The 17,105-nt window shown below is 73.2% G+C and carries 16 protein-coding genes and 1 tRNA gene; 7 read left to right on the top strand and 10 right to left on the bottom strand.

Annotation, left to right across the window (positions count from 1 at the left end; genetic code table 11):
• The first annotated feature begins 49 nt into the window (after window positions 1-49).
• On the top strand, window positions 50-661 hold the full coding sequence (locus CK485_RS04870; RefSeq protein WP_109447249.1) for a hypothetical protein: 612 nt from the start codon (window positions 50-52) through the stop codon (window positions 659-661).
• Between the two features lie 46 nt (window positions 662-707).
• On the top strand, window positions 708-1,643 hold the full coding sequence (locus CK485_RS04865) for an FHA domain-containing protein (protein ID WP_109447247.1): 936 nt from the start codon (window positions 708-710) through the stop codon (window positions 1,641-1,643).
• Window positions 1,644-1,738: 95 nt separating this feature from the next.
• On the opposite strand, the gene CK485_RS04860 is transcribed toward CK485_RS04865, so the two are convergent.
• Both CK485_RS04860 and CK485_RS04855 read right to left on the bottom strand, forming a co-directional pair.
• Complete coding sequence (locus tag CK485_RS04860) at window positions 1,739-2,191, bottom strand: lamin tail domain-containing protein (RefSeq protein WP_109447245.1); 453 nt, start codon at window positions 2,189-2,191, stop codon at window positions 1,739-1,741.
• A gap of 156 nt (window positions 2,192-2,347) precedes the next feature.
• A complete protein-coding gene (locus CK485_RS04855) occupies window positions 2,348-3,493 on the bottom strand; it encodes a methyltransferase domain-containing protein (RefSeq protein WP_241968133.1) in 1,146 nt (381 codons plus the stop codon).
• 70 nt (window positions 3,494-3,563) lie between these two features.
• Between CK485_RS04855 and CK485_RS04850 the strand changes: the two genes are divergently transcribed.
• Entirely contained in the window at window positions 3,564-3,968 is a 405-nt protein-coding gene (locus CK485_RS04850; protein ID WP_109447243.1) for a globin, read from the top strand.
• 20 nt (window positions 3,969-3,988) lie between these two features.
• Here CK485_RS04850 and CK485_RS04845 read toward each other — a convergent pair whose 3' ends face one another.
• From CK485_RS04845 to CK485_RS04815, 7 genes are all read right to left on the bottom strand, one after another.
• Complete coding sequence (locus tag CK485_RS04845; protein WP_109447241.1) at window positions 3,989-4,693, bottom strand: hypothetical protein; 705 nt, start codon at window positions 4,691-4,693, stop codon at window positions 3,989-3,991.
• A complete protein-coding gene (locus CK485_RS04840) occupies window positions 4,690-5,151 on the bottom strand; it encodes a thioesterase family protein (protein WP_109447239.1) in 462 nt (153 codons plus the stop codon). The genes CK485_RS04845 and CK485_RS04840 overlap by 4 nt, the downstream gene beginning before the upstream one ends.
• Window positions 5,152-5,158: 7 nt before the next feature.
• Window positions 5,159-6,823, bottom strand: a complete 1,665-nt coding sequence (gene ettA, locus CK485_RS04835; protein ID WP_109447237.1) for an energy-dependent translational throttle protein EttA — start codon at window positions 6,821-6,823, stop codon at window positions 5,159-5,161.
• A 211-nt stretch (window positions 6,824-7,034) separates the two neighbouring features.
• Window positions 7,035-8,423 carry a Cys-Gln thioester bond-forming surface protein gene (locus tag CK485_RS04830; RefSeq protein ID WP_109447235.1) on the bottom strand — a complete coding sequence of 463 codons (1,389 nt, stop codon included), beginning with the start codon at window positions 8,421-8,423 and terminating at the stop codon, window positions 7,035-7,037.
• A 331-nt stretch (window positions 8,424-8,754) separates the two neighbouring features.
• Entirely contained in the window at window positions 8,755-9,408 is a 654-nt protein-coding gene (gene ssb, locus CK485_RS04825) for a single-stranded DNA-binding protein (protein ID WP_241968132.1), read from the bottom strand.
• A gap of 838 nt (window positions 9,409-10,246) precedes the next feature.
• The gene (locus CK485_RS04820; RefSeq protein WP_241968131.1) at window positions 10,247-11,938 is read right to left on the bottom strand and encodes a GTPase; all 1,692 of its coding nucleotides are present in this window, start codon (window positions 11,936-11,938) and stop codon (window positions 10,247-10,249) included.
• 179 nt (window positions 11,939-12,117) lie between these two features.
• Window positions 12,118-13,782, bottom strand: coding sequence for a dynamin family protein (locus tag CK485_RS04815; protein WP_109447229.1), 1,665 nt, complete (start codon window positions 13,780-13,782; stop codon window positions 12,118-12,120).
• A 367-nt stretch (window positions 13,783-14,149) separates the two neighbouring features.
• On the opposite strand from CK485_RS04815, the gene CK485_RS04810 reads away from it, so the two are divergent.
• The 4 genes from CK485_RS04810 to CK485_RS04795 all read left to right on the top strand — a co-directional run bounded on the left by CK485_RS04810 (window position 14,150) and on the right by CK485_RS04795 (window position 16,161).
• A tRNA-Arg gene (locus CK485_RS04810) sits at window positions 14,150-14,222 on the top strand.
• Between the two features lie 332 nt (window positions 14,223-14,554).
• Entirely contained in the window at window positions 14,555-15,115 is a 561-nt protein-coding gene (locus tag CK485_RS04805; RefSeq protein ID WP_158288158.1) for a TetR/AcrR family transcriptional regulator, read from the top strand.
• A gap of 71 nt (window positions 15,116-15,186) precedes the next feature.
• Window positions 15,187-15,795, top strand: coding sequence for a DUF4865 family protein (locus CK485_RS04800; RefSeq protein ID WP_109447225.1), 609 nt, complete (start codon window positions 15,187-15,189; stop codon window positions 15,793-15,795).
• A 165-nt stretch (window positions 15,796-15,960) separates the two neighbouring features.
• Window positions 15,961-16,161, top strand: a complete 201-nt coding sequence (locus CK485_RS04795; RefSeq protein ID WP_109447223.1) for a MarR family transcriptional regulator — start codon at window positions 15,961-15,963, stop codon at window positions 16,159-16,161.
• A 30-nt stretch (window positions 16,162-16,191) separates the two neighbouring features.
• Here the strand turns inward: CK485_RS04795 and CK485_RS04790 are convergent, their stop codons facing one another.
• Entirely contained in the window at window positions 16,192-16,929 is a 738-nt protein-coding gene (locus tag CK485_RS04790; protein ID WP_109447221.1) for a VTT domain-containing protein, read from the bottom strand.
• Window positions 16,930-17,105: the final 176 nt, after the last annotated feature.

The raw sequence follows: 17,105 nt of genomic DNA, 5'->3' as shown, positions 1-17,105 counted from the left end.
GGGCGGACGGGCGGGGGCGCCCGTCCTCTCCGGGGGGAGTGCTTGACGGATGAACGGCCGTGCCGAAGCGGAGACTCCGCGTTTCACCGCGGAGGTCCGGCAGGACGCGTACCTGCCGGAGGGCGGCGGGGACGTCCACGCGGTCGTGACGGTGTCGTCACGCGACGAGGGAGGCGACGGGCCCGGGCTCGGCGGTCTCGCGCTGCGGTTGTGGACGCCGCGCGGCGCGCGGGTGCGGTGGCTGCGCCAAGTGGCGCCCGTGCCCGACGACCTGACCGGCCGCCGCGAGGAGACCGGGCCGCGCACCGGCGACTACCCGCTCGGCCGCTGGGACTCCGGGGCCAGGGCCTACGACCTCCAGGTGCGGGTGCCGCCCGCCGGAGCGGGGCAGGAGATGCTGGCGGCCCGCCTGTCGCTGCTGGCGCCGTCGCCCGATCCTGACGGCACGCCGCACGTCCTGTGCCAGGCGCTGGTGCGGGCGGTGTGGGCCGGGGCCCGGCCAGACGCGGAGCGGACCGCGAAGCCGCCGGCCACGGTGGACGGCGGGGGTGACGAGGGCCGAGCGGCGGACGGTACTGTGCGACTGAGGCGCGAGGTCGCGGACACCGGCGGGCCGGGCGCGCCGACGCGGTCGGTCGTGACGGTCCGCGTCAGGAAGTAGGTGGGCGGCGGGAGCCCGCCCGCGCGTCCGGAGGGGATACATCGACATGGCGACTTGTCCTGGCGGTCACGCGTCACGGAACGCCCAGTGGTGCGAGGTGTGCGGCCGGCCCATACCCGGCGCGGCCACCCCGGCACCGCTGCCTCCCACGGAGCCGCTGCCCGTCCTCGACCCGACGCCCTCCGGCGCCCCGGCCGCCGCCGAGCCCTGCCCGCGCTGCGGCACCCCGCGCGAGGAGCGGGCGGCGTTCTGCGAGGAGTGCAGCCACCACTTCCCCGACGCGGGCGCGGCGAGCGCGGGTGCGGCCGGCGCCACGACGCCCCCGCCGCGGTTTCAGGGCGCGACCTTCCCCGGCGGCGGCTTTTCTCCCCTGTACGAGCGGACCACCTCGCGGCCGTCGCAGACCAACCGCACCGCGGAACCGCTCCCGGAGGACGCCACGATCACCGGCGAGAGCCTGGCGCGGGCGGCCACGACCTCCTCCGCCGCCGAGGGCGCCGACGACGGTGACTTCCTGCTCCCGCCGCCCGGCGCGGGCCGCAAGCCCGCCGCCCCCGCGGCCGAGCCGTCGGCGCCGCCGGCCTGGACCGCGGTGGTGGCCCCCGACCGCGCGTACTTCACGGCGATGATGGCCCGCAGCGGTCCGGAGGGCGAGGGCCTGTACTTCCCGTCCTACTCCCCCGAGCTGCGCGTCGCCCTCACCGGGCAGCAGGTGGCGATCGGGCGGCGCCGCAACAGCACCGGCGAGGCCCCCGAGATCGACCTGTCGCGCCCGCCGGAGGACCCGGGCGTCTCGCACCGGCACGCGGTGCTGGTGCGCAGGCCGGACGGCGGCTGGTCGGTGGTGGACCAGAGTTCGACCAACGGCACCACGGTCAACGGCGCCGCCGACCCCATCGCGCCCTACCAGCCGGTCGACCTGGCCGACGGCGACCGCGTGCACGTGGGCGCCTGGACGACGATCACGCTGCGCCGCGACTGACGCGGGCACGCCGGGAGTGACACGGCCGGAGGTGACCGGCCGGTCCGGTCACCCCTCCACGTGGCACCCTCGCGGCGGCGCTTCCCCACGAACGGCTACGGGCAGTTGGTGAACCCCGGACCCTTCGTCCGCCAGGAGCAGGTGTCGATGGTGGTGTTGCGGCCGTTGCGGACGGTCGCGGTGTCGGCGTTGTTGTCCCAGACCGTGGTGTTCGAGCCCCAGAAGAGGTTGGCTCCGCCGTTGCGGCCGTGGCCGGAGTAGATCCACACCGAGTCGTCGGGGCCCAGCCAGTGCGAAGGAAGGCGGTAGGTGCGGTTGTGCACACGCTCGTGGAGCGTCCAGTTCGCCAGGTTGATGTTGTAGTTGTGGCCGTTGGTGAGCTTCACGTACTCCCCGTTGACGCCGGTGCCGGGCGGGGAGAGGTAGCGGACCTGGGCGATGAAGACGTTGGCCTGGGGCCTGCCCGGCTCGGCCGCGACCGGCGCGGCGGCGGTCGCGGCGATGCCGAGGGCGGCGATGCCGACGCCGAAGAAGCGAACAGCGCGCATGATCGGTTCCCTTGCTCTCGTGTGGCGGCCACCTCAAGGGTGGTCGGACGGAGCGTACGGACGCGAAGCGCCATTTCCCCTTCAAATCTCCACACAACGGACAGAGAATAAGGATTTCGGACGAGCGACCTACGGCATCCGGGGGCGTGCCGGGACTCAGCCGCGCCCGGTCAGCTCCCAGGTGTGCGGGCCGTCCGGGTCGTCCAGCCACGCCCACTGCCGGTCCCCCTCCACCGTCAGCCCGAACCGCTCCCGGCCCGGCATCCCGGCCTCCCGCCACAGCGCGTGGCAGCGCTCCACCTCGGTCCACAGGTCGTACGGTCCGGCCAGGTGGACGGTGCCGTCCCGGTCGGCCCGCGCGGTCGCCCCGTCGCCCGCGCTCAGCGCGACGCCCCGGCCCCCGTAGGCCCAGTTGACGTCCAGCTCTCCCACGGCCAGCGTCAGCAGGAAGCGGAAGGAGTCGTCGTCCAGCACCGCGGGCGGCGTCCCGGTCCGCCGCACCCGCTCGCCGTCGCCGAGCACGACCGGCGGCGGCACGTGCGCACCGGGCCCGCGCAGCGCCACGAAGCACGCGGGCGTGTCCAGGAAGCGGCCCCACGCCCGCCCCCTCCCCGCCACCCGCAGCGCGATCAGTCCGCTCGCCAGCGGCGCGAGCACCACGCCGCCCGGCGCGCACTGCCGGGTCCACGGCGCCGGGACCGCGGCGAGTTCGCAGGTGGCGATGATCCGGTCGTAGGGGCCGCGTTCGGGGCAGCCGAGCGCGCCGTCGCCGGTCACCACGGCCACCGTGCCGGGGCCGTCGGGGCGGGGGACGAAGCCCGCCGCCGCCAGGTGCTCGCGCGCGGCGTCGGTGATCTCCGGGTCGAGGTCCACGGTGGTGACCGCCTCCGGCCCGAGGCGGTGCGCGAGCAGCGCGGCGTTGTAGCCGGTGCCCGCACCGATCTCCAGCACCCGGTGCCCCTCTCGCACCTCCAGCGCCTCCAGCATCATCGCCATCAGCGACGGCTGACTGCTGGAGGAGACCAGCCTGCCCCCGCTCACCCGCGTCACCAGCGGCGCGTCCTCGTACGCCCCGGCCAGCCAGCGCGTCCTGCGCCGCGCGTCGGGGTCGTCCGCCGCGAGCCGGTCGTATCCGGCACCGCCGGGCAGCGGGCGGAAGTAGCACGGCACGAACAGGTGGCGCGGGACCGCCTCGAACGCCGCTCGCCAGGCCGGGTCGGCCAGCCGCCCCGAGTCGGTGATCCGGCGCACCAGCCGGGTCCGCAGCGCGTCGGCGGTGTGCGCCCAGCGATCGGTCCTCACCCCTCCATCGTGCGGCCTGATCCAGCGGCGGCCCAAGTCACCGGACGCCTTCGTCTGACACCATGGACGGGTGAATGAGATCCCGCGCGGCACGGTGCAGCAGCAGACGTTCTTCGAGGCGGTCGGCGGAGAGCCCGTCTTCCGGCGGCTCGTGCACCGCTTCTACGAGGGGGTCGCGCAGGACCCGGTGCTGCGGCCGATGTACCCGGAGGAGGACCTCGGACCCGCCGAGGAGCGCCTCACGCTCTTCCTGATGCAGTACTGGGGCGGCCCGCGCACCTACAGCGACAACCGCGGCCACCCCCGGCTGCGCATGCGCCACGTCCCGTTCCGGGTGGACCGCGCGGCGCACGACGCCTGGCTGCGCCACATGCGGGTCGCGGTGGACGAGCTGGACCTCGCGCCCGAGTACGAGCGGCAGTTGTGGGACTACCTGGTGTACGCCGCCAACTCGATGATCAACACCGCGGACTGAGGGCGCCCGGCGGCCTGCCGCTAGAGCGGGCTGACGGTGAGACCGACGCCGGGCCCGCCCGCCCGCACCACGATCGAGCCGTACGCAGTGCGCAGCCGCAGCCACGGCCACGAGGCGAACAGCGCCACCCCCTCGTCCTGCCCGGCGGCCTCCTGGGCCCCCGTGGCCCCGGCGGCGACCGCGGCGCGCACCGGGCGCAACAGGCCCAGCGCGTACGCCGCGTGCACGGCCCGCAACGGCAGCGGCGTGCCCGCGTACCCGCGCGACCAGATCTCCTCGGCCAGCGCGTCCAGTCCGGCGCGTGTCCGCTCCCGCGGCGCCAGCGCCTCGGTGCGCGTCCTGAACTCCGCGACAACCTCAAGCGCCCGCTGGCGCAGCGCCTCGGGGTCGAGGCCGGCGACCCGGCGCCAGCCGCCGCGCGGCGGCAGCAAGCCGGCCCACGACGGTCCGGTCACCCCGGGCGGAACGGCCACCGCGCCCGCCGACTCCTCGACGCCGTCCAGGAGTTGACCGGCGGAGACGGTCGCGTCGACCGCTCCGGGCCCGGCGAACGCGTAGGCCCGCACGGCCAGCACCTCGCCGAACGGTGGCCGCCCGAAGACCGCGAGCGTCGCCCCCGGCCCCCGCAGGCGCACCACCGCGGCCTTGTCCCAGCGGACCAGCCTGCCGAGGAAGGCGGCGAGGTCCGCCGCCTCCCCGGCGTCGGCCAGCCGGAGCACGGTCATACCGCCACGGCCTCCTCCGGCGCGCGCTCACCGCTGTCGGGCCCGGCGCACTCGTCGTCCCGGTAGCCCTCGAGGAACTCCCGCTCCTCCGGCGTGAGGCGGCGCGGCCGGCCCTCGGTCAGGTCGTAGGGCACGACGACCGTCCTGGCCCGCACGTACACCTGCTCGGCGTCCTTGATCTCGTAGGCGTAGGTCACCGACGCGGCGGTCATCCGCGTCACCCACGTCTCGATGGTCACCGGCTCGTAGGAGTGCACCAGCGGGCGCAGGTAGTCGATCTCGTGCCGGGCGACCACCGAGCCGCCCGCGAACGACCCGCGCCCCTCGCCGGGCGCCCGCCGGAACGTCAGGTCGATGCGCGCCTCCTCCAGGTACCGCAGGAAGACGGCGTTGTTGACGTGGCCGAAGGCGTCCATGTCCGACCACCGCAGCGGGCAGCGGTAGATGTGGCGTGCCATCGCGTCCTCAGCCCCGGGTGAGCTTCTTGTAGGTGGCCCGGTGCGGACGCGCGGCGTCGGCACCGAGGCGCTCGACCTTGTTCTTCTCGTACGACTCGAAGTTGCCCTCGAACCAGAACCACTTGGAGTCGCCCTCGTAGGCGAGGATGTGGGTGGCGACCCGGTCGAGGAACCAGCGGTCGTGGGAGACGACCACGGCGCAGCCGGGGAAGTCCAGCAGCGCGTTCTCCAGCGACGAGAGGGTCTCGACGTCGAGGTCGTTGGTCGGCTCGTCGAGGAGCAGCAGGTTGCCGCCCTGCTTGAGGGTGAGCGCGAGGTTGAGGCGGTTGCGCTCACCGCCGGACAGCACGCCGGCCGGCTTCTGCTGGTCCGGGCCCTTGAAGCCGAACGCCGAGACGTAGGCGCGCGACGGCATCTCGACCTGGCCGACGTTGATGTAGTCCAGCTCGTCGGAGACGACGGCCCACAGCGTCTTCTTCGGGTCGATGTTGGCGCGGCCCTGGTCGACGTAGGAGATCTTGACGGTGTCGCCGACCTTGATCTCGCCGGAGTCCGGGGTCTCCAGGCCCTGGATCATCTTGAACAGCGTGGTCTTGCCGGCGCCGTTGGGGCCGATCACGCCGACGATGCCGTTGCGCGGGAGGGTGAAGGACAGGTCGTCGATGAGGACCTTCTCGCCGAACGCCTTGGACAGGTTGCTCACCTCGACCACGACGTTGCCCAGCCGCGGGCCCGGCGGGATCTGGATCTCCTCGAAGTCCAGCTTGCGCATCTTGTCCGCCTCGGCGGCCATCTCCTCGTAACGCGCCAGACGCGCCTTGGACTTGGCCTGCCGCCCCTTGGCGTTGGAGCGCACCCACTCCAGCTCTTCCTTGAGGCGCTTCTGCCGCTTGGCGTCTTTTTGGCCCTCGACCTTCAGACGGGCGGCCTTGTTCTCCAGGTAGGTGGAGTAGTTGCCCTCGTACGGCAGCGCCCGGCCGCGGTCCAGCTCCAGGATCCACTGGGCGACGTTGTCCAGGAAGTACCGGTCGTGGGTGACGGCGACGACGGTGCCGGCGTACTTGGCGAGGTGCTGCTCCAGCCACTGCACGGACTCGGCGTCCAGGTGGTTGGTGGGCTCGTCGAGCAGCAGCAGGTCGGGCGCCTCCAGCAGCAGCTTGCACAGCGCGACGCGGCGGCGCTCACCACCGGAGAGGTTGGTCACCGGCCAGTCGCCGGGCGGGCAGCCCAGCGCGTCCATCGCCTGCTCCAGCTGCGCGTCCAGGTCCCAGCCGTTGACGTGGTCGAGCTGCTCCTGGAGCTTGCCCATCTCCTCCAGCAGCTCGTCGCTGTAGTCGGTGGCCATCTGCTCGGCGATCTCGTTGAACCGCTTGAGCTTGGCCATCGTGTCCGCGGCGCCGTCCTGCACGTTCTCCAGCACGGTCTTGGAGTCGTCCAGCGGCGGCTCCTGCAGCAGCATGCCGACCGAGTAGCCGGGGGCGAGGAACGCGTCACCGTTGGACGGCTGCTCCAGACCGGCCATGATCTTCAGGACGGTCGACTTTCCCGCGCCGTTGGGGCCGACGACGCCGATCTTCGCTCCGGGCAGGAAGCTCAACGTGACATCATCGAGGATCACCTTGTCGCCGTGGGCCTTGCGGGCCTTGCGCATGGTGTAGATGTACTCAGCCAAGAGAAACCGTCCGGACAGATCTGGGGATGGGCAGATACACCCATCTTGCCGTACGCCCCGCACCGCACGGAAACCCGCGCCCGGCCCCGCCCCCACCGGCGTCCCGCCCCCGGCCGGGCCGGTCACCCAGCGTCATCCTCCGGCCGCGCGATAACGCGAAGGCCCCGGTACACCCTGGAGGGGGCGGCCCGGGGCCTGCGTCCGGGCCGGATCAGGCCGCGCCGCCGCCCTTGCGCTTGCGCAGGAAGAAGACGGTGCCGCCGCCCACCACGACCAGCACGACCGCTATGCCGCCGATGATCGGGGTGGCGCTGCTGCTACCGGTCTCGGCCAGGCCGCCGCTGGTGCCGCTGGTGCCCCCACCGGTGGTCGACGAGGTGATGCTCGACGACGGGACCGGGCTCGGGGTGCCGCCGCCACCGGTGTTCTTGCAGTCCAGCACACCGGAGAACGTCTTCTTGAAGCCGTTCGGACCGCTGATGGTGATGGAGTAGGCCTGCCCCTCCTTCACCGGGACGGTGATGGTCTGCGACTTGCCCGGCTGGATCGTGTAGGTCTTGCCGGCCAGCGAGAAGGTGAACGCGTCGTCGCCCTGGTCGGTCGCCGTGACGTCCACGCCGCTCTTGGCGCAGTCGACCATCGCGGAGACCGCCGGTATCGCCCCCTGCTTCGCCCAGCTCGCGGTGGCCTGGGCGGCGACCGTCGAGGCGGAAGAGCCCGCGAGGATCTGGGTCTGCTTGCCCACCGACCGGCCGACGCCGATGAACGCCCGCCCGATCGGCACGGTCGTGGTGGCCTGCACCGTCAGGCCGGCGCTGCTCGGAGCGGTACCGGCCGGAACGTCGAAGTAGACCTGCGTGCCGTTGGTCGCGCTGGTGATCGCGTGACCGCTCCTGTCGACCAGCTTCACACCGGCGGGCGCCCCGGCGCCCAGGCTGAGCTGGGCCGTGGCGGCGTTGGTGTGGACGGTGACCGGGCCGATCTCGGTACCGGCCTTGCCGGAGACCGAGGGCGGGCCGACGGTCAGCGACGCGGACGGCTCGGAGAGGTCCTGGGCCTGCGCGTCCAGCCACTTCGACAACTTCTGGGCCTTGGCGTCCTCGGCCGTGACCTGGGCATTGTCCGAGTAGCGCCAGATGGCGACCTGGGTGCCGGCGGCGGCCTCGTCCTTGGTCAGGTGGGCGACGCCGGCTTCGGAGGCGAGCTTGGAGAGGTCGTCGACCTGGGGGTAGGAGTTCTGGAGGATCCAGCGGATCTTGCCGGCGTTGGAGTTGGTGGCCAGCGAGGTGCCGCTCCAGGGGGTCTCCTGGTACGTCTCGCCCGCGCTGGTCGGGTGGTGGATGTCTATGCAGTAGGTGGTGAGGTGCCCGCCGCCGTCGATCGTCATGTCGAAGAGGCCGGCCTCGACCTCGCCCTCGCCCTGGACGTACGCCGCGCCCTTCGCCACGAGGCCGCCGAGTGTGCCCGTGGCACCGCCGGCCTGCGGGGTCTGGTCGGCGAACGCGGTCCCGGCACCGGTGACCGCGCCGACCGCGACCAGGCCGGAGGCCAGAGCGGCCGCGGCAAGACGGGTGGCGGCCCGCCTCCGTACAGTGAACATGGATTTCCCCTCCGAGCGAGACAGACCGCGGGGCGTTCCGCCTCCAGATCCGACCCCCGTGCTACCTGACGGATCCTAGGAACCCGCCGCACCATGACCATCGGTAATCACAGCCGGGAACCCATTCGAATCTGAATCGTTATTTGAATCACGCATGATTCCGGGATTATCGATAAATCCGTTGGGTGACTTCCGTCGCGCCAAAAGGGATGAATTCGCAGGCCCTCGCCGCAAATTGCCCCTCAGGGATTTTATCCGGCTAACTGCTGGCGAAGAACAGCATTCTCCGCCAGCACTCCCGATCCGGTGCATGCGCCCGCGTTCCGGACGATCAGGACGGCACCAACTCCCGTTCCTTGGCAGGCGGTTGGGGTTCCTGGGCGTCGGCCTTCGTGGACTTGGCCTGCGCCTTGGCGGGCGGTGACGGATCGGGGAGCGGATCCACCAGATCCGCACGGGCTTTGAGTACCCGCCGGAAGGCGGAAGTCCCCCTCGACATGTCGTGGCCAACGGCTACGGCGTCGATACTGGCCGACACGAAACTCTGCCCCTTGTCCTCCCGTTCGTGCACGCGCAGTCGCCCTTGGACGACAAGCGGTTCGCCGATGCCTACGGATCCCGCGACGTTCTCGCCGAGCGTGCGCCACGCCCACACGGTGTAGAACGACGTGTGGCCGTCGCTCCAACGCTCTTCGGAACGGTCGTAGCGGCGTTCGGTCGTCGCCAGCCGGAACCGGGTGACGGGCACTCCGGTCGAGGTCTGCTTCAGCTCGGGCTGCGTCGCGACGTTTCCGACGATGGTCACCAAGGTCTCGCCCATGGCGGTGATCCCCCTCAGGTCTGGCCCCTCCACGGCGGCCTCCGGCACTTCGACGGTGCCGCGGTCGCTGCTTCGGATGCGTTTTGCTTCTTGTCTCTGGCTTTTGAGTCGTGCTTCGCGCTTCGTGCTTGGCGCTTTGCGCTTTGCGCTTCCCGCTTCGTGCATGGCGCTTCGTGCATCGCGCTTCGCGCTTCGTGGCCGTGCGTCTTGCTTCCTGCTTGTGTGTCTTGCTTCGCGCCTCCTGCTTCGTGCTTCTGGCCCGTTGTTGCTTCTCGCTCCACTTCTGCCGACTCCGGCCCGGCTGACCGCGCCGGTGCCGGTGCTGCTTCTGCCTTCGCGTTGGGACCAGCTTGCGCCGATTTGGCAAGAGGTGGGAGAACCAGCCGATTTCTGGGGATGAGCCAACATCTGTGGAAAACTTGGCCATCCGGGAGGGGGAACGAGAGCGGTGGAGCGCCTGCCACCTGCGGCTTCAGGGCCCTGCGATCGGCGGCACGGCTGCAGGCCTCCGGCTTTGCGGCTCTTCGCCTTGGGGCCTTGCGGCCCTTCCATCAACGCTGCGGCTGACAGCCCTCCGGGCCCGTGGCCCACGCGATCGGCGGTACGCCCGCCTGCCCTCCGGTCCCACGCCCCCGCCATCAGCGGCAAGGCTGCTGGGCCTCCGGCCCTTCGCCCTGAGGCCCTGCGGCCCCCGCCATCGACGCTGCGGCTGCCCGCCCTCCAGGCCCCCTGGCCCCCGCGATCGGGAAGAACGCCTGCCCGCCCTCCGGCCCGCGCCCCCGCCATCGGCGGCACCGCTGCCGGGCCTCCGGCTCGCGCCTCCGCGATCGACGCACGCCCGCCACGCCCCTGCGATCGACGCACGCCCGCCGCGCCCCCGGCCTCACGCCGCCGCCGCCGACGCCGCGGCTGCTGGGCCCTCCCGCTCACGCCTCCGCTACCCGGCCCCCACGGGCCCGGGGCCGGGACCGGGCCACCCACCCGCCCGCCGCAAACCCCCGCCTCAGACGTCCGTCGTGCCCAGCGCGGCGACCGCGTACTGGTCGCGGACCTCCTGATACCGCAGCAACTCCGCCGCCACCGGCTCCAGTACTCGCGCTCTCCCGCAGTCCGCCGCGGCGTCGCGCAGGGCGCGTTCCGCCTGCTGGCCGAGGCGGCGGGCCGGGGCGCGGTTGACGGAGCGGCAGGTCCACGACAGGAGCGGGCCACCCGCCGCGCCCACGCCGCACAGCCCCGCCGGCACCCACAGCGGCACCGACGACGTACTCGCCGCGACGGCCACGAAGGCCACCGCCGCCACGGCCGTCAACAGCGTCAGGCACCATTGCGTCACGGCCACGGCGGACCACCAGCGCGGAGCGGCCACGGCGCCGGGGTCCGCCTTCGCCATCGCCGCGTCCAGCGCCTCAGGAAGCCCTCGTTCGCCTCGCCGTGCCGCGTCGTGGACCGCGTGGGCCCATGGCAGCGGCAGCCCCTGCGCGGCGGCCTCGGCCAGCGAGCGGGTCGCCTCGGCCACGACCGGTCGTGCGGCGCTCAGGCGTTCCAGCCGCTCCGGGCGTTCCAGCAGCTCCAGGCGCTCTCCGCGAGGCCGCCCGCCCCGGCCGCCCGAACCCGCGCCCCCATGCGCGCTTCCCGACGCCGTCCCCGACGCCGCCCCGGAAGCCCCTCCCCCGTTGAACGGCCGCCTCATCCGCCCCCATCTGACCCCGCACGCCCTGCGGCCCGCGTCCGTCCAGGCGCGTTCCGTCGTGCGGCCGACCGCCTCGGCGCCCACCGCGTCGGCGAGCCGGGCGACGAACCCTTCCCGTGCCGCGTCCGTCAGCCCCGTCACCCCGTGCCCGACGTACACCGGCCGCAGCCGATCCGTCACGTCGTCCAGGTCGGCGGTCAGACGGCGGTCGGCGGCGTCGCTGGCGGCGACCACCTCGCCCAGCGCGGCCCGCAGTTCGGCGACGCCCTCGCCGGTGAGCGCGGACGTGGCCAGCACCACCGCGCCCGCCTCGCCGTGTTCGCCCAGCGCGAGGCCGTCCTCGTCCAGCAGTCCCCGCAGATCGTCCAGCACCGCTTCGGCCGCCTCCGTGGGCAGCCGGTCCACCTGGTTGAGCACGACGAGCGTCACGTCGGCGAGTCCGGCCAGCGGCCGCAGGTAGCGCTCGTGCAGCGCGGCGTCCGCGTACTTCTCCGGATCGACCACCCACACCACGGCGTCGACGAGTTCGAGCACGCGGTCCACCTGCCGCCGGTGCTCGTCGGTCGCGGAGTCGTGGTCGGGCAGGTCGAGCAGGACGAGGCCGGTGAGACCGGTGTCCGACCCGCCCGGGCGCGTGTGCACGCCGTCCAGCAGGCTGCGGCGGGCGAACCGCGCGTGCGGCGCGATGCCCAGCCGGTCCAGCAGCGGCGCCGCGCCTCGCGGGTCCCAGGCGCAGGCGAACGGCTCGCCGGTGGTCGGCCGCCGCACGCCCACCTCGGACAGCTCCAGCCCCGTCAGCGCGTTGAACAGTGAGGACTTCCCGCTCCCGGTCGCTCCCGCGAGCGCGACGACGGTGTGGTCGAGGGAGAGTCTGCGGCGCTCCGCGACCCGGTCGAGCAGCGCGCCGGCCGCCACGAGCGCGTCGGGTTCGACCCGGGTGCGCGAGAGCCCGAGCAGTTCGCCGAGCGCGTCGACACGCCGTTGCAGGGGGTCGCGCCGAGCCAACCCGGTACCGGCCTCCGTACCCGTCCGGCCCCCGGCCTCCGCGCCCGGCCCGGCTCCCGCTCCCGCTCCCGTCCCGGATCCGGAGGGTCCCCGTCGTGCGGGTTCGACTGTCGTGGTCACCGGGCACACACCTCGCGCATCTCGCTCATCGACCGACCTGCCACACATGACGACACTTGTCAGTACAACTTGTCCGAAAATCCGCTCATCGTCTCCACGCTCCCCCGCCGCTCCCGCGATCGCGTCCAGCACTTGCGCAGCACCGAGTACTGGCTGATCAGCGCGGCCTGCTGGCCGGGCGCGACGTCGAGGGCGTCCAGCGCCGCGAGCCGCGCGGCCCGCTCTGCGTCCATCAACTCCTCCAGCACGGCATCGAGTTCGTGGCGCGCCCGGTCCCGCATGCGTACGGCGGCCTGCGCGCCGAGCAGTCGCGCCAGCCGTTCCCCGGCCCCGTCCGCCCGGCGGGCCCCCAGCAGCACGGCGCCGAGCAGGGCGGCGACGTCCTCCGGGTCCGCCGGGACGCGCGTCCCGTCGCGGGCGAAACGCACCTCCTCGTACGCGAGATCGGTGAGCGCGGTACGCCAGCGCTCCACCGCCCGCGCGATGCGGGCCGCCACCTCACGCGGTTCGGCGTCGTACGGCGGCGCCGCCGAGCCCGCGCGGTCCCGGCGCCAACTCGCGGCCGCCGTCTCGTCCGCCGCCGCCACCGCGGTCCGCAGCAGCGTCGCGAGCCCGTCGGCGAGCGCGCCCTGCAACGCCTCGGGGCCGCACGCCGGATACCCCCGCCACAGCGCCTGCGCCTGCCCGGCCAGCACCTCGCCGTCCCGCAGGGCGTCGGCGACGAGGTCGGCGGCGCCGGTGTACGCGGCGGCGACATGGCCCGACAGGCGGACGACGGCGGCGTGTTGGGCGGCCGACGCACCGGCCAGCGCGGGCATCCGGGTGCGCAGGGAGTCCAGCACGCCGTCCGCGGTCCGGTGTACGGCGACGTGCCGGGCGGCCGGGTCCTCGGCGCAGTGCCGCAGCCAGTCGGCGAGTTGGGCGACGGCGGTGCGCGGCAGCAGCCCGCCGCCGTCCGCCGATTCCGGCAACTCCGGCACGGTGAACCGGGGTACGTCGCCCAGACCCGCCCGCGCCAGGAGCGCCGCGTAGTGGTCCGAGACCTCGCCGGCGATCTGGTGCGGCACCCGGTCGAGCACGGTGCCGAGCGTCACGTCGTACTCCTTGGCGGAGCGCAGCAGGTGCCACGGCAGCGCGTCGGCATAGCGGGAGGCGGTGGTCACGAGGATCCAGATGTCGGCGGCGCACAGCAGCTCGGCGGCGAGTTCGCGGTTGGCGCCGACGAGCGAGTCGATGTCGGGCGCGTCCAGCAGCGCGATGCCGGGTGGCAGCGAATCGGCGACTTCCAGCCACAGCGCGGGCCGTTCGCCCGGCGAGGGGGTGTCGTCACCGCTGGCGGTGGCGTTGGCCGCGTCAGCGCGTGGCAGCCCCGGCAGTACGCGAGCGTCGGCGAACCACTCCCGGTCGTGCGGGTGGCAGACCAGCACCGGCGTGCGGGTCGTCGGCCGCAGTACGCCGGCCTCGCTGACCCGGCGTCCGACGAGCGAGTTGACCAGCGTGGACTTGCCCGCCCCGGTCGACCCGCCGACGACGGCGAGCAACGGCGCCCCGGGCGAACGCAACCGGGGCATCAGGTAGTCGTCGAGCTGGTCGAGCAACTCGCGCCGCGTCCTGCGGGCTCGCGCCGCGCCCGGCAGCGCCAGAGGAAAGCGCGCGGCGTCGACTCGGTCGCGCAACACCGTCAACGCGTCAATCAACTCGGGCCGTACGTCGAGGATCGCCACATGCGAAGAATGACCGAATTTGAGGTTGTTTTGAAGCACACCCGCCGCCTGCGGACGGACCAGGACCCGTGCGGCTGAGCGCCGTGAGCCAGCTGTGGCCTGAGGGTCGCTTGCGCCCCGGGCATAACGAGTGCACAACACCCGGCTCGGAAGGCGCGAAAAGCGGTGCGGGATTCGGACTCCCCTGCGATTATCAGATCGCTTCACCGAACCTACACATCGTGGTACGGAGGTGAAGCAACCGGTATGGCGTCCGCAGCGCTCTATCCTTGTCCCCGGCAAGGTCAAGGACCCACCGAGCCCTCAGGCCCGGTCGGCCCCCAGCCCCCAGGGCCAAGGACCCAGACCGCGCCGCGGCCGCGTCCCGGCCCCCGTAGCTCAGTGGATAGAGCAGGCGCCTTCTAAGCGCTTGGCCGCAGGTTCGAGTCCTGCCGGGGGCACGCACCATTCCCCCACGAGCCCCTCCGCGAACCCGCGCGAGGGGGCTTTCCGCGTACACCACCGAGGCTCGGCCCGGGCGAGGCCCCGGCCCCCGTTCTCGGCACGGCCACGGCCGCTCCCCGCAGCCGCGACCACCGCCCGTCGATACCGACACCGGGCCCCCCGGTCGGCAATTTCTTCGCCTTCCACGGCAGTTGGCGCGCCGCCGCGCCCCGCCCTCGGCGCTCCTCGCGCCATCAGCCCGGTCCCGTACGACACCCAGGCCCCGTACGGCGCCCATCGGCGCGACCCCGGGGTTGAATCTGTATCTACTAGTATGTACGGTCGACTCATGGACACCGCTGACCGGCTGATCGAGAGCACACGCGAACTCCTCTGGGAGCGCGGCTACGTGGGCACGAGCCCCAAGGCGATCCTCCAGCGGTCGGGGGCCGGGCAGGGCAGCATGTACCACCACTTCACCGGCAAGCCCGACCTCGCGCTGGCCGCGGAACGCCGGACGGTGGACGAGATGCGCGCGACCGTCGACGCCCTGCTGTCCGGGCCCGGGACCGCGCGGGAACGGGTCACGGCCTACCTGCGCCGGGAGCGCGACGTGCTGCGCGGCTGCCCGGTCGGACGGCTCACCATGGATCCCGACGTCGTCGCGAGTCCCGAACTGCGCGGGCCTGTGGAGGAGTTGTTCGCCTGGCTGCGGGAGCGGCTGAGCGCACTGGTCGCCGAGGGGCAGGCGGCCGGCGAGTTCGCGCTTGGTCTCGACCCCGCCGACACCGCGGCGGCGATCGCGGCGACCTTGCAGGGCGGCTACGTGCTGGCCCGCGCCTCGGCCTCGGCCGAACCGTTCGACCGGGCGATCTCCGGGATCCTCGCCCTGCTCGGCGCCACTCGTTGACGGACCGCCCGCCGGAGGGGCCGCGCCGGTCAGCGTCCGCGTTCGTGCCATTCACGTCCTCAGGGGGACCCGTGTACGCCATGCAGTACGAGATCACCCTGCCCGCCGACTACGACATGGGGATCATCCGGCGCCGGGTGGCGTCCCGGGGACCGGCGCTCGACGGCTTCGCCGGGCTCGGCTTCAAGGCCTACCTCGTCCGCGACCGCGCCGACGGCTCGCCCGTGAACGCGTACGCGCCCTTCTACCTCTGGCACGACACCGCGGGCATGAACCGCTTCCTGTGGGGCGGCGGCGGGTTCCAGGGCATCGTTCGGGACTTCGGCCGCCCGGTGGTACGGCACTGGACGGGCGTCGGCCACGAGCCGGGACCGGACCGGGCGGCGGTGCCGACGGCCGCCGTGCGGGAGACGGAGGCGGTGCCCGAGGGCGCGGACCTCGCCGAGCTGGCGGACCGCGAGCTCTCCGTACTGCGGGAGCGGGCGGCCGAGCCGGGCACCCACTCGGTCACCCTGGCCATCGACCCGTACCGCTGGGAGCTGGTCCGCTTCACACTGCGGACGGACGGCCCTGCGGCGGCCGTCGCCGGGAAGGACGCGGAGGCCGGGGCGACCGCGTACGACGTGCTGCACCTGAACAGGCCGGGGCTCGACGAGTTGCCGACGGGACGGCACTGGTAGGCACTCTTCGCGATCCGCGACGGCTCGGGCCCGGCGGGAAATGTCACCGTTACGCCGGATCTCCGTCACAGGTGATCAACAGCGGCCGGGCGGTGACGGTGTGTGCCACCCGAAAGGCGCAGGGTGACTGATCGACAGCCGCTGCCCTTCTGGGAGGTGCGAGAGATGGCCGACCGGACCCTGTGGTCCTACGCGCAGATCGCCGCTCACATCCGCGTGCGCATCGACACGGTGCGCTCGTATCGCAAGCATGGCCTGCTACCGGAACCGGACGTCGTGGAGGGCGGGAAGCCCTGGTGGTACGCGGACACCATCAGGACGTGGAGCGCGCGCAGGCCGGGCAACCGGTCGCGGCGCGATTCGTGACGCGCCTTTGAGTACGCCGGCGCGCCCGGCTCACGGTCCCGTCTGCCCCGCGCGACCCGCGACGGGCCAGGCGGGACCGCCCTGCGCAGGTCGTACGCCGGAGGTCGAAGCGTCAGCCGTACGGGCGTCGGCCGAACGGGCCGCCGTGCGCGCCCTGCGGCGGGCGACGGCCTGCACGAGAGAGCCCACCGTGGCGACCGCCGCCGACACCCCGAGGCCCAGGCCGAGCGCGTAGAGCGAGTTGGCGGTGGCCCGGCCGCCGAGGTAGCCGATGCCGACGGAGTACGTGGCCCAGATCGCCTCGGCGACCGAGGCGCCGACGAGGTAGCGGCGGGCCGGGTAGCCGACGACGCCCGCGGCGAGTCCACCGACCAGCCGCCCGCTGGGCAGGAAACGGCAGCCCGCGACGAACGGGACGCCATGCCGCTGTATCCGGGTGGCGGCCCAGTCGAAGAGCTGACGGCGGCGGCCGCCGCGATAGACCCTGGCGAGCAGCGACCCGCTGAGCGCGCGCCCGGCGCGGTGGATGAGCAGGTCCCCGGCGAGCGCGGACCCCGCCACCACCAGCAGCACGAACGTGATGTCCAGCCTTCCGCGCGCGGCCAGCACGCCACCGGTCACCAGCAGCGCGGCGTTCGGCACCAGCGGCGGAGCGGTGGTGCCGGCCAGGGCCAGATAGGCCCACAGCGTGTCGCCCGCCATGTGCCGGGCAAGGGTGGACGTGAAGTCCAGCGAGTCCAGTACGGACACGAACGGTGAAACGCCCATACCACCGCCCTTCATTCCGGCATCCGGCGGGCCCGCGCCTCGCAACGGCCGTCCGCTGCCCGGAACGTCCCACCTCGACGGTGACAGAGGGGGATCGGGTCGGCAATCGGGTAGCGGCCGCACGGCTGCTCCGACACGCCGCGGGCGTGGCGCCGATCACCGCGCCCGATACCCCT

Source organism: Streptomyces sp. ICBB 8177 (assembly GCF_003144095.1).
Lineage (GTDB): Bacteria > Actinomycetota > Actinomycetes > Streptomycetales > Streptomycetaceae > Streptantibioticus_D.
Note: the sequence above shows the minus strand (reverse complement) of the source record. Positions and strands in the feature narration are given on the sequence as shown.

Bases quoted from the DNA above. Each gene is read 5' to 3' on its own strand.
- CK485_RS04845 (WP_109447241.1), bottom strand. From the start codon at position 4,693: ATGACCGTGCTCCGGCTGGCCGACGCCGGGGAGGCGGCGGACCTCGCC.
- CK485_RS04795 (WP_109447223.1), top strand. From the start codon at position 15,961: ATGGCCGACCGGACCCTGTGGTCCTACGCGCAGATCGCCGCTCACATC.
- CK485_RS04805 (WP_158288158.1), top strand. From the start codon at position 14,555: ATGGACACCGCTGACCGGCTGATCGAGAGCACACGCGAACTCCTCTGG.
- CK485_RS04870 (WP_109447249.1), top strand. From the start codon at position 50: ATGAACGGCCGTGCCGAAGCGGAGACTCCGCGTTTCACCGCGGAGGTC.
- CK485_RS04830 (WP_109447235.1), bottom strand. From the start codon at position 8,423: ATGTTCACTGTACGGAGGCGGGCCGCCACCCGTCTTGCCGCGGCCGCT.
- CK485_RS04860 (WP_109447245.1), bottom strand. From the start codon at position 2,191: ATGCGCGCTGTTCGCTTCTTCGGCGTCGGCATCGCCGCCCTCGGCATC.
- ssb (WP_241968132.1), bottom strand. From the start codon at position 9,408: ATGCACGAAGCGGGAAGCGCAAAGCGCAAAGCGCCAAGCACGAAGCGC.
- CK485_RS04865 (WP_109447247.1), top strand. From the start codon at position 708: ATGGCGACTTGTCCTGGCGGTCACGCGTCACGGAACGCCCAGTGGTGC.
- CK485_RS04840 (WP_109447239.1), bottom strand. From the start codon at position 5,151: ATGGCACGCCACATCTACCGCTGCCCGCTGCGGTGGTCGGACATGGAC.
- CK485_RS04790 (WP_109447221.1), bottom strand. From the start codon at position 16,929: ATGGGCGTTTCACCGTTCGTGTCCGTACTGGACTCGCTGGACTTCACG.